Below are 13,392 nucleotides of genomic sequence, written 5' to 3'. Positions count from 1 at the left end.
CCCGGCCTGGGAGGGCAGAAAGTATAAATGAAACTGTAGGTATGTAAGTCTGGAGGATGAACGGTAGTTTGTAAGAGTAGCCTGTGTCAGGTTGAGGGAGGCAATGGCTATGAAAGTATGGCCGAAGTATAAGAAGGCACAAGCGGACGCTTGCGCCAGAGAAGTATAAAGTATAGCTTTTCAAGCCAGACGAGTCACAGACTCAACATCATTAGTAAGTCACAAATATGAAGATTTGCGCCATGTGCAAAGAAGAGGACGCATACCCTACCGCTTCGCCTTGGCCAGGAAAAAATCTGTGTTAAAGTTAAGGTAGAAACCGCTGGAGAACTCCAGCTTTGGGTTGTTAAAGTCCCAGAGGGGCTCCAGGCGCAGCGTCAGGCTCAGGTCTTCTATCAGCTCAATGTCCTTCATCAGGCGTAGTATAAGCAGCTCCCGCTCCTGCTCCAGGTAATCCGGGTTCTTAAAAGTGGTGGAGGCCGACTGGTAAAGTTTGCCCCCCAACTCACTGATGTAGCCGTCACCGCGCCAGTAGCTCAGCATCACGTCCTGGTACTTGGTGTCAGCCCCGAGGTTGAAGTATAAGCCGCACCCTTGCTCGTAGGGCAGCTGCAACTCGTTGGAGAAGTCTCTGTAGCCCACGAGGTAGTTTTTGGTGTAGAGGCGGTGCAGCACACGGCGGTTATACTTTTTCTCCAGCTCCAGGCCAATAGCAACATTAGCTACGGTGGTTAGCGGCAAGTCAGAGGCATCTATCTGCCCTCCTTTGTGCTGGGCAGTGAACTGCACGGGCAGCGTCAGGTATAAACTGTCGGCCAGATTGCCCCGCCCCTCCTGGGCCAGTAACAGTATGGCCACAGCGGCGCCGCCGTTCACCTGCTCCTGGTCGTCCTCCCCACGGTAGAGCATGTTTACCCAATCGGCCCAGGCGTCCAGGCGCAGGCGGGGCGTTTGCAGCTTATACTGCACGCCTTGCTCCAGCCGGTTAAGCAGGAGGCGCTCAAAGTCATAGAGCGGTTCTATGTAGCCGTGGCTCAGGTTGCCCTCCAAAGTACCGAACAGCAGCTCCCACCGCTCCTGCTGCACCTTTATTGTAAAGGTGGGCGTAATGTCTTCATAGCCCGCGGCACCGAAGTCCTTCCAGAGCAAAACACCTGCCTCCACTGCCACGTTAGCTGTGGGCTGGTAGCTCAGTTTTGGATTGAGTTGGTAGCCGAACAGCGTATAGCCGTCGGCAATTTTGTTGAAGTACTCGTTGTTCTTGAGAAAGCCCAGCGCCTGCACTTTTATCCTAATATCATTAGCATATTGCTGCTGCACCTCCACTGGCTGCAGTAGCGCCTGGTTGTTTAGCTGTGCCTTCGCAAATGAACTTACTACCAGCAAAATCAATAGAAAAAAAACTTTCGGGAGGTGCATAAAAAAGGGCTCAGTATGGCACAAAAACAGGTGCGGCTATGTTATAATCAGACGGCGCCGAACAGCTAAAAAAATTAGCAAAATACTTGTAAACTATTTTGAAGATTGGCTCCGAATTCGTAATTTCACCTTCAATATAAAGTTAATTAAGAAAACACACATGAGCGTAAGCAACGAAAAACTAAAGGCCCTGCAGCTGACCATGGACAAGCTCGACAAAACCTACGGCAAAGGCACCGTAATGAAGTTGAGCGACAACAAGGTTGAGGACATTCCGGCCATCTCCACTGGTTCGCTGGGTCTGGACATTGCTTTGGGTATTGGCGGTTTGCCACGCGGCCGTGTCGTAGAGATCTACGGTCCTGAATCTTCTGGTAAAACCACGCTTACCATGCACTGCATTGCCGAGGCGCAGAAAAAAGGCGGTTTAGCAGCGTTTATTGATGCAGAGCACGCATTTGACAGGATATACGCCCAGAAGCTAGGCATTGATACAGAAAATCTGCTGATATCGCAGCCGGACAACGGTGAGCAGGCGCTTGAGATCGCTGACCACCTGATCCGCTCTGGCGCGATTGATATTATTGTAATTGACTCCGTGGCTGCACTGGTGCCGAAAGGCGAGCTGGAAGGCGACATGGGCGACAGCAAAATGGGTCTGCAGGCACGTTTGATGTCGCAGGCGCTGCGCAAGCTTACCGGCACGATTAACAAGACGGGATGTACCTGTATCTTCATTAACCAGCTGCGCGAGAAGATCGGTGTGATGTTCGGTAACCCGGAGACTACCACGGGTGGTAACGCCCTGAAATTTTACGCCTCTGTGCGTCTGGATATCCGCCGTGTGGGCCAGATCAAGGAGAGCGCCGACAACATTACCGGTAACCGCACCCGCGTGAAGGTAGTGAAGAACAAAGTGGCCCCTCCGTTCAAGGTGGTGGAATTCGACATCATGTATGGCGAGGGTATCTCTAAAGTGGGCGAGGTGCTGGACCTGGGCGTTGAGCTGGGTATCGTGCAGAAATCCGGTTCGTGGTTCTCTTACAACGGCGACAAGCTGGGCCAGGGCCGCGACGGCGTGAAGCAGATCCTGCAGGACAACCCGGAGCTGATGGAAGAGATCGAAAACAAGATCAGAGCCATCGTGAAAGGCGAGCCGGAGAAGGTTGCCGCCGCCCTTGATGACTCTGCCGCAGCCTCTGCCGAAGCCGAGTGAACATTATTTCCTGACCTGAAGTAAAAAAAGGTGCTACCATGGTAGCACCTTTTTTGTTTAAAATCAGTTGAATAGCAAAAGGAGATTCTATAACTTAAGCCTTGAGAAGCAGTTGGTACAAAACTTGATTGATAACAGGTATTGACACTAACACCTAAAGGAAGGCCACTATGATGAAGAAGTTTTTCCCTGTACTCATACTTATTTCCCTTGTCGTTTTTGGTTTTGCCAGCAAGGACAGAATGCGCGAGCACCCAAACGACAGCTTTAGCACGGGCGAGGTGCTCAAGTATAAAGTGCACTATGGCCCTATCACGGCGGCCGAAGCGGTAATCGATATATCGCCGGAAATACATACCGTGAACGACCGGGCCTGCTACAAAGCCACCGTGTACGGAAAGACGAACAGTTCCTTTGATCTCTTCATCAGGATCAGGGATACCTGGCAGTCCTACATCGACACGGCTGCCATTGTGCCCCAGCGCTCTTTCCGCAACATAGAGGAGGGGAACTACCGCAAGCGTGAGACCGTGGACTTTGACCACTACGCCAACAAGGCGCATGTAGAGAAAAAGAAAAAGTCGAAGAAGGTAGAGAAAAAGAGCTATAAAGTAAGCGAGAACGTGCAGGACATCGTGAGCGGTTTTTACTACCTGCGCACCATCAACTTTGATAAGATGCGCGTGGGCGACAAAACCAATGTACAGGGTTTCTTTGACGAGGAGAACTTTAACATGGAGGTAGAGTACCGCGGCCGTGAGGTGGTAAGCACCAAGGCCGGCGACATTAGAGCCATTAAGCTGGTGCCGCGCATGCCCAAGAACGAAATGTTCAAAGGCGAGAACTCCATTACCGTGTACCTCTCCGACGATAAGAACAAGATTCCGGTGCTGATACAGGCCGAGATGTTTGTTGGCTCCGTGAAAGTGAACCTTTACGACTACAAGAACCTGAAAAACAAGCTGCTGTTTGCAAAGCAATAAAGAGCCGAAGGCCAGCTGAAGAGCTGGCCTTTTTTTATAGCATACCAACCCGGCAGGTTAGGGAAATGTTAACATTTCATTATGGTTTGGTTATGCTGCGTCAGAATGTTATAATGTATGGTATCTTTACAGGGAGAACGGTTGCAGCCGAACTTTACACAAAGCGTTACAAAAACGCAGGTGTAGTATAAAAAGCTAAACATAACGCTCTATACCGTGCAAACAGCATCGCATTACAAAGTTCTTGTGGTAGACGACGATCCGGATATCGTGGAGCTGCTGCAGTATAACCTGTCCCGCGAAGGGTACGAGGTAAGCACCGCCGACAATGGGAAAAAAGCCATAGAAGTGGCCCGGCATGTAAAGCCGGATATCATCCTGATGGACGTGATGATGCCGGTACTGGACGGCATCGCCGCCTGCCGGCAGTTGCGCGAGCAGGAGGAGTTCCGCCACACGCACGTCATCTTCCTGACCGCCCGCTCTGAGGAGTTCTCAGAGGTAGCCGCCTTCGATGCAGGCGCTGACGATTTTATTACCAAGCCCATAAAACCACGTGCTTTGCTAAGCCGCCTGGCCGCCTTTGCCCGCCGGGATGCACAGCAAGAAGAGCAGGACAAGGTGATAGAGGCCGGCGACCTGAGGATAGACCGCTCGAGCTTTGCCGTGTACAAGGGCGAAGAGAAAATAACGCTGCCTAAAAAGGAGTTCGAGCTGCTCGCCTTCCTGGCGGCCACGCCCAATAAGGTCTTCACCCGCGAGGAGCTGCTGAGCAACATCTGGGGAAACGACGTATATGTGATTGCCCGCACCGTGGATGTGCATGTGCGCAAGGTGCGCGAGAAAGTAGGCGAAGAGAACATTAAAACCATTAAAGGTGTTGGCTACAAGTTCAACACTGATTAGTAGATGAACTTAAACTCCCGTACGCTTGCCCTTTTAACCTCCCTGGCGGTAGCAATTGTGCTCACCGCCTTTCTTGCTTTAGCCAGCTCCTTCTCCTCGCAGGGGTTTATCGTGGCGCTGGTTCTTGTGTTCGTCTGCTGCTTTGTGCTGGTGCACTTCTCTTACGAGGCACTGGTGTTCCGGGAGGTAAAGAACGTCTACTCCAGCCTGGAGAAGCTAAAGCGGCAGGACTTTAAGAAGGTGGAGAGCCGCTCTACCTTCATCGCCGATCCGCTTAAGAAGATTAAAGACGAGATTTACCTGATAGCAGAGGGCAAGCAGCAGGAGATAGACGAGCTGAAGCGCCTGCAAATGATGCGCCGCGAGTTTCTCGCTGACGTATCGCACGAGCTGAAGACACCGATCTTCGCTGCCCAGGGCTTCATCCATACCTTGCTGGACGGTGCCATGGATGACCCCAACGTGCGCGACAAATTTCTGCAGAAAGCCGCCAGAAGCCTGGACGGCCTGGATGCGCTGGTGCAGGACCTGATCAGTATCTCGCAGTTTGAGAAGGGCGTGGTAAAGATGGCCAAGCGCAACTTTGACGTGGCCCAGCTGGTGCGCGAGGTGGCAGAGCAGCTGGAGCAAAAAGCCGCCAGGCATGAGGTTACGCTGCATGTAGAGGCTGACGAGCCTGTGATGCTCTTTGCAGACCCCAACCGTATCCGCCAGGTGTTCATCAACCTTATAGATAACGCCATCAAGTATGGCCGCAAAGGAGGCAATATCTGGATCACGTTTGACGAGGGCAGGAAAAAGTACACCATCACCGTAAAAGACGACGGCAAGGGCATTGCCCAGGAACACATCAACCGTATCTTCGAGCGCTTCTACCGCATCGATAAGAGCCGCTCCCGCGACACCACCAGCACCGGCCTCGGCCTCTCTATCTGCAAGCACATCATAGAGGCGCACCGCTCCTTTATCGCCGTAAAGAGCGAGGTGGATAAAGGCACTACCCTCCGTTTCAAGCTACAGAAGGCGAAGTAGGTATTGTTATTCGTTGTTGGCATGGTAAAGCCGCAAGCCTATACTTGCCATACCTATAGCTATAGTTCGGGCATGCCTATAGTTTCCGGCTGCCTGGTCCAATCACAAAACCATAGCGCCCCTACTAATAACGAATAACGATCAACCAACAACTATAATCCGTATCTTTGCAGGATGCGCGGCCGCAATGTATGGCTGTGCCTGAACAAAGTATAACAGCACATGAAGTACCCGGTTTTTGAAGACCTGATCATTTTTGAGAACGAGGATTACGTGGTGGTGAACAAGCCGCCGTTTCTGGCCACGCTGGAGGACCGTACGCCGAATACAACCAACCTGCTAAAGATAGCCCGCCAATACAACCCGGACCTGCAGGCCTGCCACCGCCTGGACAAAGACACCTCGGGCTGCCTGGCTTTTGCCAAAAACGCGGAGGCTTACCGCCACCTGTCCATGCAGTTCGAGCACCGCCAGGTGTACAAAGTATACCATGCCGTGGCGTGGGGTGTGCATAAGTTTGAGGATGAGCTGGTAAACAGGGCAATTCTACCGAACGCAAAAGGTGTGGCGCACCTAAGCCCAAAAGGCAAGCCTGCCGAAACTTATTTCACCACCCTGGAGAATTATGCGCGCCATACCCTGGTGGAGTGCCTGCCTGTAACCGGCCGCCTGCACCAGATACGGGTGCACCTTGCCTCGCTTAACGCCCCGATCGTAGGCGATGCGCTGTATGGCGGTGAGCAAGTATACCTGAGCAACCTGAAGCGTGGCTACAACCTGAAAAAAGACACAGAAGAGTTACCGCTGATCAAGCGTTTTGCGTTGCACTCCTTTAACATTGGCTTCGCGCTGCTGGACGGAGAGCCGGTTAAGATTGAGGCGCCTTATCCAAAAGACTTCGCCGTGCTGGTGAAGCAGCTGCGGGCGCACTAGCATCTTGGCAAAAGATCTTTAGATAAAGGACAAAGGAAGTGTGGACTGGCCGCTTCTTTTGTCCTTTGTCTTTTATCCGATATCAGCCAACCCGCAGCACAATCTTGCCGATATTCCTGTTCTGCTCCATGTAGCGGTGCGCCTCAGCCACGTTTTCCCAATCATACACAGAATCTATCACCGGCTTTAGCTTCCCTTCCCTAAAAAGTGGCAGGGCAAAGCGGCTCATATCCTCCGTTAGTTTAATCTGATACTCTTTGGAGCGGGAGCGGAGGGTGGAGCCGATCACCTGCAGGCGCTTTGTAAGTATTTTGCGCAGGTCTACCTCGGGCACCTTGCCGCCACCCAGGCTGGCAAGTATCACCAGGCGCCCGTCCAGGCGCAGGCAGTCGAGGTTCTGGTTAAAGTATGGCCCGGCTATAAAATCCACAATCACATCTACTCCTTCGTTGTTGGTATGCGCCAGCACCTCATCCTCGAAAGGCACCTCTTTATAGTTGATGGCCCTGTGGGCCCCCAAGTCCAGGCAGGCCTGCAGTTTCTGCTCCGAGGCTGTTACCAGCACCTCGGCCTTCAGCGCCCGCGCCAACTGTATGGCGGCCGTGCCCACTCCGCTTGCACCGGCATGTATCAGGGCGCGCTCACCGGCTTGCAGCTTCCCTAGCCACGCCAGCGCCTGCCAGGCGGTTAAGAACACCTCAGGAATGCCAGCGGCCTCCTCCATGCTTAAGTTATCGGGCACAGGCATGGCCATGGCTTCGTCTATCACGGCATACTCGGCGTAGCCGCCGCCAGGCAGCAGGCCAAACACTTTGTCACCTTTTTTATACTTGGTGCAGTTGATACCTGCCTCCACTACCTCTCCGGCCACTTCCAGCCCCAGCAGTGGGCTGGCTCCCTTTGGCGGCGGGTATTTCCCCTGCCGCTGCAGCGTATCGGCGCGGTTAAGGGCAGTGGCATGCACCTTTACCAGCAGTTCATGAGGGCTGGGCAGCGGCTGCTCATGCTCCCCTAGTACAAGTTGCTCCGGCCCGCCCGGCTGTTTTACAAGTATAGCTTTCATGTTAAGGCTCCTTTTTAGTGATGTTATACTTTAGACGCTGCTCTGCCCAGGAGGTTTCCTCCCCAACAAAAGAGCGCCTACAAGTCTCTTTCTGTTCGCATCAGAAAAATATTCAAAAAATAAATAAGGGAACGGTTTACTTTATTACGAAACTTTCGTAACTATACGAAAACATCGTAACACTATGGAAAAGCTAACACAACAGGAAGAGGAGGCCATGCAGGTGATTTGGGCCACGGAGGGGGGATTTATCAAGGAATTCCTGGAAAAGCTGCCGGAACCGAAGCCCCCTTACACCACGCTGGCCTCCACAGTGAAAAACCTGGAGAAGAAAGGCTATGTGCAGGGTGAGAAGCTGGGTAACTCGTACCGCTACCTGCCCCTGATAAAGCAGGAAGACTATAAGAAGCGCTTCATGACAAGCTTTGTGGGCGATTACTTCAAGAGCTCCTACAAGGAACTGGTGGCCTTTTTTGCCAAAGACCAGAAGATCAGCGCCGAGGAACTGAAAGAGATTATCGACATGATAGAGAACAAAAAATCGGAATAACATGCCTGAACTGCTCCTATACCTGCTAAAAGTGAATGTGGCGCTGGTGCTGTTCTACCTGGCGTACCATGTGGCGCTCCGCCGGCTCACGTTCTACCACCTCAACCGCCTGTTCCTGGTGTTCGGCATCGTGTTCTCTACCGCGTATCCTTTTATCGATCTCTCGGCCCTGTTTGCCAGCGAGCAGCATGGGGCGGCGGCTTACCTGGTAACCATCCCTGCGTGGGCCTATGCCACACCGGCTGCCGCACCCACACAAGAGGCCTTTGATTACTGGCAGCTGCCCGTGTATGCGTTTTGGGCTGGGGTAAGTGTGATGCTTGTGCGGTTTATACTTCAGTTTGTGTCGCTCTACCGGATACATGCCGCCTCGGAGCCCGCTGCTTATAAAGCCGTGCCTTTCCGGAAAGTGAAAAGCATCACCCAGGCCTTCTCGTTCTGGCAGACCATCTACCTGAACCCGGCACAGCACAAGCCGGAAGAGCTGGAGTCCATACTGCGGCACGAGCTGATCCACATAACCGGCTGGCACACCCTGGATGTGCTGCTGGCAGAACTAAGCATAGTATTTTACTGGTTTAACCCGGGTGCCTGGCTCATGAGAAAAGCCATGAAAGAAAACCTGGAGTTTATTGCCGACCAAAATGTTGTGAATGCCGGCATAGACCGGAAAGAATATCAATACCTTTTACTGAAAGTTGTAGGCGCCACACAACCTCAGATTGCTAATCAATTCAATTTTCCATCTCTAAAAAGAAGAATTGCCATGATGAACAAAATGCCTACACATAAAGTCAGCCGGCTTAGGCTGCTGATCGTGCTGCCGCTTGCCACCGCCTTGCTTTTTGCTTTTAGAGGCGCAGCGCCTGCCCCCGGAGCAACAGCCGACACTGAAGCAGAGGCTTTGCAGCAGAACGGCGACCTGAGGCTGCCGCAAGAACTCGTAAAACAGTTAAAGCAAAACGCCAACGTAAAAAACGTGCGCGGCCAAAGGATCGATAGCCGGAATGCGCTAGTGCTCACCCTAAAAGGCGGCGGCACGGAAGTATACTACCTGGATGACGCCAAGAGCGTAGCGGAGCTTGAGCGCAAGTATAACTTGCCTGCGCTCCCACCACCGCCTCCGCCGGCACCAGACGCCCCGGATGCAGCGGAACTGCCTCCGCCTCCCCCACCAGTACCGGCAAACGAGGACTTGCCAGCCCCACCTCCCCCTGCTCGGAAAGAAGCTGAAGCAAGCGTAAGCCTCCCGGAATCACCGGTGTATTACATAGATGGGGAAATGGCATCGGATGAGGCTGTTAAAAAGTTAGACCCGAAGCAGATTCATCGTGTCGATGTGCTGAAGGGAGAAGCCGCCCGCAAGGAGTTTGGCAGCCAGGCGGCCAACGGGCTAGTTTCTATCACCACAAAGGCAAACAAAGACTCGCAGCAGGTAAAAGCCTTTAGCAAGAGGCTTTCTACGGCAAGCCCGGGAACTCCGCCACCGCCGTCGCAAGAGGAGAATGTAGACGAAGCCTATGTTTTTATACTTGACGAGGTGCCTTATTACAAGGAGAAGTCGAACTGGCCCGCAGACTACAAAGCCTTTTTAGAGAGGAACCCAAGTATAGAAAAGGTGGGTTGGAAGTTTAACAACAGGAGAGAGTACAACCTGGAGTCCATCGTTTTCTTCCTGAAGAACGGCCAGGCCGAGACCTATGATTACAACGGGAAGCCAAGCATACCGGCCGCAGAAGCCAAGTATGGCCAGCTGCCGCAACTGCCTCCTCCGCCGCCGCCAGTGAAAGCAAAGGAGTAGCACTGGAAAGCATCCCTGCCTGGCAACATGAAGCTGCCAGGCAGGGATGCTTTATGCCTACGCCCTCCCCTCCAAAAGCTAGCGCCTAAGAACTGCAGCGCCAGCAACAAGCATAGGTCCGGACACTATTTACCTGTATTCCAGCATATTTCGCACTATCTATTGCATATCAAATAAATAGCTTCTATCTTTGTGTCCATTTTCGAGAGACCGAAAGTTCATAATTCAAATAAATAAATCGCTTACAACCACTAAAAATGGATCATTTAAGTTATAAGACCCTTACTGTCAGCAAGAAGACAGCCAACAAAGGCTGGGTAATTGTTGATGCAGGGCAAGGAAGCTTGGGTCGTGTGGCATCTGAGGTTGCCAAGATCCTGAAAGGCAAGCACAAGCCTTCGTATACTCCTTTCGCTGACTGCGGCGATAACGTGATCATCATCAACGCTGATGACACGCGTTTCACAGGCCGTAAGTGGGATCAGAAGTACTACCTGACACACACTGGTTACCCAGGTGGTCAGAAGAAGACTTCTCCACGTGAGCTTAAGGCTAAATCATCTACGCTGCTTGTAGAGCGCGCTGTTCGTGGCATGTTGCCTAAAAACAGACTGGGCCGCGAGCTGTTTAGAAATCTTCATGTTTTTGCAGGAAGCGAGCATCCGTTCGCCGCTCAGCAGCCAAAAGAATTAACCCTCAATATCTAATTTAATGGAAGTTATCAATACATCTGGTAGAAGAAAAACCTCGGTGGCTCGTATCTACATGACGGCCGGGCAAGGGAATATCACTATTAACGGTAGAGATATCAAGGACTACTTCCCTAGCGAAGTACTTCAAACTATTGTGAATCAGCCGTTCAGAACCTTAGAAGCTATTGGCAAGTACGATGTGAAAGCCAATCTTAAAGGTGGTGGTGTAAGCGGCCAGGCTGAAGCACTTAGACTTGCTATCTCTAAAGCACTGGTAGTAGAAAACGCCGAGACCAAGCCAGCCCTGAAGAAAGAGGGCTTCATCACGCGTGACCCACGCATGGTAGAGCGTAAGAAGTTCGGTAAGCGCAAAGCTCGTCGTTCATTCCAGTTCAGCAAACGTTAATATTAAAGGTGTATCAACAACATGGCAAGTACTAATTATAAAGAATTACTTGAGGCAGGTGTTCACTTCGGTCACCTTACCCGCAAGTGGGATCCGAAAATGGCTCCATACATTTTCATGGAGAAAAACGGTATCCACATCATTGACCTGAACAAAACTTTGGTTGCGCTGGATGAGGCTACGGCCGCTATCAAGAACATCGCAAAGTCTGGTCGTAAGATTTTATTCGTAGCTACCAAGAAGCAAGCACAAGAGATCGTGGCAGAAGAGGCTCGTCGCCTGAAGATGCCTTACGTGACTGAGCGTTGGCTGGGTGGTATGCTGACAAACTTCGCTACAGTGCGTAAGTCTCTGAAGAAAATGTCTACCATCGACAAGATGATGAAAGACCCAGAGCAGTCTAAGGCACTGGCCAAGCGTGAGAAGCTGATGCTGTCTCGCGAGCGTGAGAAACTGGATCGTGTACTGGGTGGTATCGCCGACCTGTCTCGCCTGCCAGCCGCTCTGTTCGTAGTAGACGTAAAGCGTGAGCACATCGCGGTTAAAGAAGCTCAGAAACTGAACCTGCCAGTATTCGCGGTATGCGATACAAACTCTAACCCAGAGCTGGTAGACTTCCCAATCCCTGCAAACGACGACGCTTCTAAGTCTGTGGCCCTGATCGTATCGATCATCGGCAAGGCTATCGAAGAAGGTCTGTCTGAGCGCAAAGTGGACAAAGAAGAGACTGAGCGTAAGCGTTCTGAAGAAGAAGGTATCAAGGCGAAGCAGGAAGCTGACGAGCAATAAGACCTAATTCATATTGCATCCTATCAAACTGAACATTGGGCAAATCGCGCTTCAATGTTCAGTTTGTTTTAGGGGATTTAGGAAGCTGAAGCACCCCTTCAGCCCCACAAAAAGAACTCGTAATTTATAATTCATAATTCTTAATTATAAACAGATGGCTATTACAGCACAAGACGTTAACAAACTCCGCCAGGAAACCGGAGCCGGTATGATGGACTGCAAGAAGGCGCTTACTGAAGCTAACGGCGACTTTGAGGCAGCTAAAGATATTCTGCGTAAGCAAGGCCAGAAAATTGCCAGCAAGCGTGCTGACAACGCTACCTCTGAGGGTATCGTGCTGACACACGTAAGCGAAGACGGCAAAAACGGTAAAGTAATTGCCCTGGCTTGCGAAACTGAGCCGGTATCTAAAGTAGAAGACTTCCAGAACCTGGCGAAAGCTGCCATGGAGACTGCTGTTTCTTCTAACGCTGCTACTAAAGAAGAGCTGCTTGCTGCTCCTCAGGCGGATGGCCGCTCGCTGCAGGACCACATCACTGACCTGATGGGTAAAATCGGTGAGAAGATCGACGTTATCTCTTACGAAAACGTAACTGCTGAGAAGGTTGTAAACTATAACCACTCTAATGGCAAATTAGGTGTATTAGTTGGTCTGACTAACACGGGCGGTACTGACGTTACTGAAGTTGGTAAAGACGTAGCGATGCAGATTGCTGCCATGAAGCCAATCGCGGTTGACAAAGACGGCGTTGACTCTGCTACTGTTGAGCGTGAGATAGAGGTTGGTAAAGAGCAGGCGCGTGCCGAAGGCAAGCCAGAGGCTATGCTGGAGAAAATCGCGATGGGCAAGCTGAACAAGTTCTACAAAGACAACACGCTGTTGAACCAGGACTTCGTGAAAGACCCTTCTGTTTCTGTAGCCAAGCTGCTTGACAACACAAACAAAGGCATGACAGTAACCGAGTTCAAGCGTGTAGCTATCGGTTAATTTCAGCTGAAATGATAAAGAAAAAGCCCGCCGAAAGGTGGGCTTTTTTGTTTTATGGCAGTCGGACTCCCGGGGCAAATAAGAAGCCTGTTAATCTACTTTCTTGTACTCCAAGCCAGGGCCATCACATGCCTGCCATGAACTCTGAAGCCTATCCTTAATAAGGGTCAACCTCTCCTTGGAGTCAGAAGTGCAGGTGCCTATAATAGCACTGGGTGCAGCATATGAGAGCTCCAGGTATTTCTCGTCTGAAGAACTATGATAAGTGTATGTGCCAGAAGCTGATGTTGATACTCCTCCTTGCTGCCTAACCTTTGTGAAACTGCCATCAGGATTTAGGAGGTAATACTCCTGCCACGCCATCTTATCACCTGTTAGCTCCGCGTTCGGGATTTGCCCCGTCATCCTTACAAGTTGCCACTTCTGGGATTCAGTCATATCCTTTAGGATATGCTGGCTTTCATCCTTTTGTGCCAAGACAGGTGCCTCCGTTTTATTACAGGATAGTAACGCAAGGCCCAGCAGAGGAATTATAAAGAATCTTTTCATCTTCGTTATGAGTATGAGGCGTTTATACTTACCTGACCCTATTTGCCTGCCTCCCGTTGCACCCA

14 protein-coding genes are annotated in these 13,392 nt (G+C 51.4%); 11 read left to right on the top strand and 3 right to left on the bottom strand.

Annotated features, from left to right (window positions below; genetic code table 11):
• Positions 1 to 267: 267 nt before the first annotated feature.
• Entirely contained in the window at positions 268 to 1,419 is a 1,152-nt protein-coding gene (locus PXG97_RS11070; protein WP_276497812.1) for a hypothetical protein, read from the bottom strand.
• Between the two features lie 160 nt (positions 1,420 to 1,579).
• On the opposite strand from PXG97_RS11070, the gene recA reads away from it, so the two are divergent.
• The 5 genes from recA (at position 1,580) to PXG97_RS11045 (ending at position 6,489) form a co-directional block, all read left to right on the top strand.
• Positions 1,580 to 2,635: a recombinase RecA gene (gene recA / locus PXG97_RS11065; protein ID WP_276497811.1), complete on the top strand. Its 1,056-nt coding sequence runs from the start codon at positions 1,580 to 1,582 to the stop codon at positions 2,633 to 2,635.
• Between the two features lie 170 nt (positions 2,636 to 2,805).
• The gene (locus PXG97_RS11060) at positions 2,806 to 3,618 is read left to right on the top strand and encodes a DUF3108 domain-containing protein (RefSeq protein WP_276497810.1); all 813 of its coding nucleotides are present in this window, start codon (positions 2,806 to 2,808) and stop codon (positions 3,616 to 3,618) included.
• 216 nt (positions 3,619 to 3,834) lie between these two features.
• Positions 3,835 to 4,524, top strand: a complete 690-nt coding sequence (locus tag PXG97_RS11055) for a response regulator transcription factor (RefSeq protein ID WP_276497809.1) — start codon at positions 3,835 to 3,837, stop codon at positions 4,522 to 4,524.
• Positions 4,525 to 4,527: 3 nt separating this feature from the next.
• On the top strand, positions 4,528 to 5,556 hold the full coding sequence (locus PXG97_RS11050) for a sensor histidine kinase (protein WP_276497808.1): 1,029 nt from the start codon (positions 4,528 to 4,530) through the stop codon (positions 5,554 to 5,556).
• A 222-nt stretch (positions 5,557 to 5,778) separates the two neighbouring features.
• On the top strand, positions 5,779 to 6,489 hold the full coding sequence (locus PXG97_RS11045; RefSeq protein WP_276497807.1) for an RluA family pseudouridine synthase: 711 nt from the start codon (positions 5,779 to 5,781) through the stop codon (positions 6,487 to 6,489).
• 82 nt (positions 6,490 to 6,571) lie between these two features.
• On the opposite strand, the gene PXG97_RS11040 is transcribed toward PXG97_RS11045, so the two are convergent.
• Positions 6,572 to 7,552, bottom strand: a complete 981-nt coding sequence (locus tag PXG97_RS11040) for an NAD(P)H-quinone oxidoreductase (RefSeq protein ID WP_276497806.1) — start codon at positions 7,550 to 7,552, stop codon at positions 6,572 to 6,574.
• 184 nt (positions 7,553 to 7,736) lie between these two features.
• Between PXG97_RS11040 and PXG97_RS11035 the strand changes: the two genes are divergently transcribed.
• The 6 genes from PXG97_RS11035 (at position 7,737) to tsf (ending at position 12,778) form a co-directional block, all read left to right on the top strand.
• Entirely contained in the window at positions 7,737 to 8,102 is a 366-nt protein-coding gene (locus PXG97_RS11035) for a BlaI/MecI/CopY family transcriptional regulator (RefSeq protein ID WP_276497805.1), read from the top strand.
• Between the two features lies 1 nt (position 8,103).
• Entirely contained in the window at positions 8,104 to 9,903 is a 1,800-nt protein-coding gene (locus tag PXG97_RS11030; protein WP_276497804.1) for a M56 family metallopeptidase, read from the top strand.
• 257 nt (positions 9,904 to 10,160) lie between these two features.
• A complete protein-coding gene (gene rplM / locus PXG97_RS11025; RefSeq protein ID WP_276497803.1) occupies positions 10,161 to 10,610 on the top strand; it encodes a 50S ribosomal protein L13 in 450 nt (149 codons plus the stop codon).
• 4 nt (positions 10,611 to 10,614) lie between these two features.
• Complete coding sequence (rpsI, locus tag PXG97_RS11020; protein ID WP_276497802.1) at positions 10,615 to 11,001, top strand: 30S ribosomal protein S9; 387 nt, start codon at positions 10,615 to 10,617, stop codon at positions 10,999 to 11,001.
• Positions 11,002 to 11,022: 21 nt separating this feature from the next.
• Positions 11,023 to 11,790, top strand: coding sequence for a 30S ribosomal protein S2 (rpsB, locus tag PXG97_RS11015; protein ID WP_276497801.1), 768 nt, complete (start codon positions 11,023 to 11,025; stop codon positions 11,788 to 11,790).
• Between the two features lie 154 nt (positions 11,791 to 11,944).
• Positions 11,945 to 12,778 (top strand): translation elongation factor Ts, encoded by an 834-nt coding sequence (gene tsf, locus PXG97_RS11010; protein ID WP_276497800.1) that lies wholly within the window; start codon positions 11,945 to 11,947, stop codon positions 12,776 to 12,778.
• A 90-nt stretch (positions 12,779 to 12,868) separates the two neighbouring features.
• Here the strand turns inward: tsf and PXG97_RS11005 are convergent, their stop codons facing one another.
• Positions 12,869 to 13,327 (bottom strand): hypothetical protein, encoded by a 459-nt coding sequence (locus PXG97_RS11005; RefSeq protein ID WP_276497799.1) that lies wholly within the window; start codon positions 13,325 to 13,327, stop codon positions 12,869 to 12,871.
• Positions 13,328 to 13,392 lie beyond the last annotated feature (65 nt).

The organism is Pontibacter litorisediminis (genome assembly GCF_029360645.1).
GTDB classification, from domain to species: Bacteria; Bacteroidota; Bacteroidia; order Cytophagales; family Hymenobacteraceae; genus Pontibacter; species Pontibacter litorisediminis.
Note: the sequence above shows the minus strand (reverse complement) of the source record. Positions and strands in the feature narration are given on the sequence as shown.

Excerpts from the sequence above, each read along its gene's own strand:
- PXG97_RS11045 (WP_276497807.1), top strand. The coding sequence starts at position 5,779 with ATGAAGTACCCGGTTTTTGAAGACCTGATCATTTTTGAGAACGAGGAT.
- PXG97_RS11070 (WP_276497812.1), bottom strand. The coding sequence starts at position 1,419 with ATGCACCTCCCGAAAGTTTTTTTTCTATTGATTTTGCTGGTAGTAAGT.
- PXG97_RS11005 (WP_276497799.1), bottom strand. The coding sequence starts at position 13,327 with ATGAAAAGATTCTTTATAATTCCTCTGCTGGGCCTTGCGTTACTATCC.
- recA (WP_276497811.1), top strand. The coding sequence starts at position 1,580 with ATGAGCGTAAGCAACGAAAAACTAAAGGCCCTGCAGCTGACCATGGAC.
- PXG97_RS11060 (WP_276497810.1), top strand. The coding sequence starts at position 2,806 with ATGATGAAGAAGTTTTTCCCTGTACTCATACTTATTTCCCTTGTCGTT.
- PXG97_RS11035 (WP_276497805.1), top strand. The coding sequence starts at position 7,737 with ATGGAAAAGCTAACACAACAGGAAGAGGAGGCCATGCAGGTGATTTGG.
- rpsB (WP_276497801.1), top strand. The coding sequence starts at position 11,023 with ATGGCAAGTACTAATTATAAAGAATTACTTGAGGCAGGTGTTCACTTC.
- PXG97_RS11050 (WP_276497808.1), top strand. The coding sequence starts at position 4,528 with ATGAACTTAAACTCCCGTACGCTTGCCCTTTTAACCTCCCTGGCGGTA.
- rpsI (WP_276497802.1), top strand. The coding sequence starts at position 10,615 with ATGGAAGTTATCAATACATCTGGTAGAAGAAAAACCTCGGTGGCTCGT.
- PXG97_RS11030 (WP_276497804.1), top strand. The coding sequence starts at position 8,104 with ATGCCTGAACTGCTCCTATACCTGCTAAAAGTGAATGTGGCGCTGGTG.
- tsf (WP_276497800.1), top strand. The coding sequence starts at position 11,945 with ATGGCTATTACAGCACAAGACGTTAACAAACTCCGCCAGGAAACCGGA.
- PXG97_RS11040 (WP_276497806.1), bottom strand. The coding sequence starts at position 7,552 with ATGAAAGCTATACTTGTAAAACAGCCGGGCGGGCCGGAGCAACTTGTA.
- rplM (WP_276497803.1), top strand. The coding sequence starts at position 10,161 with ATGGATCATTTAAGTTATAAGACCCTTACTGTCAGCAAGAAGACAGCC.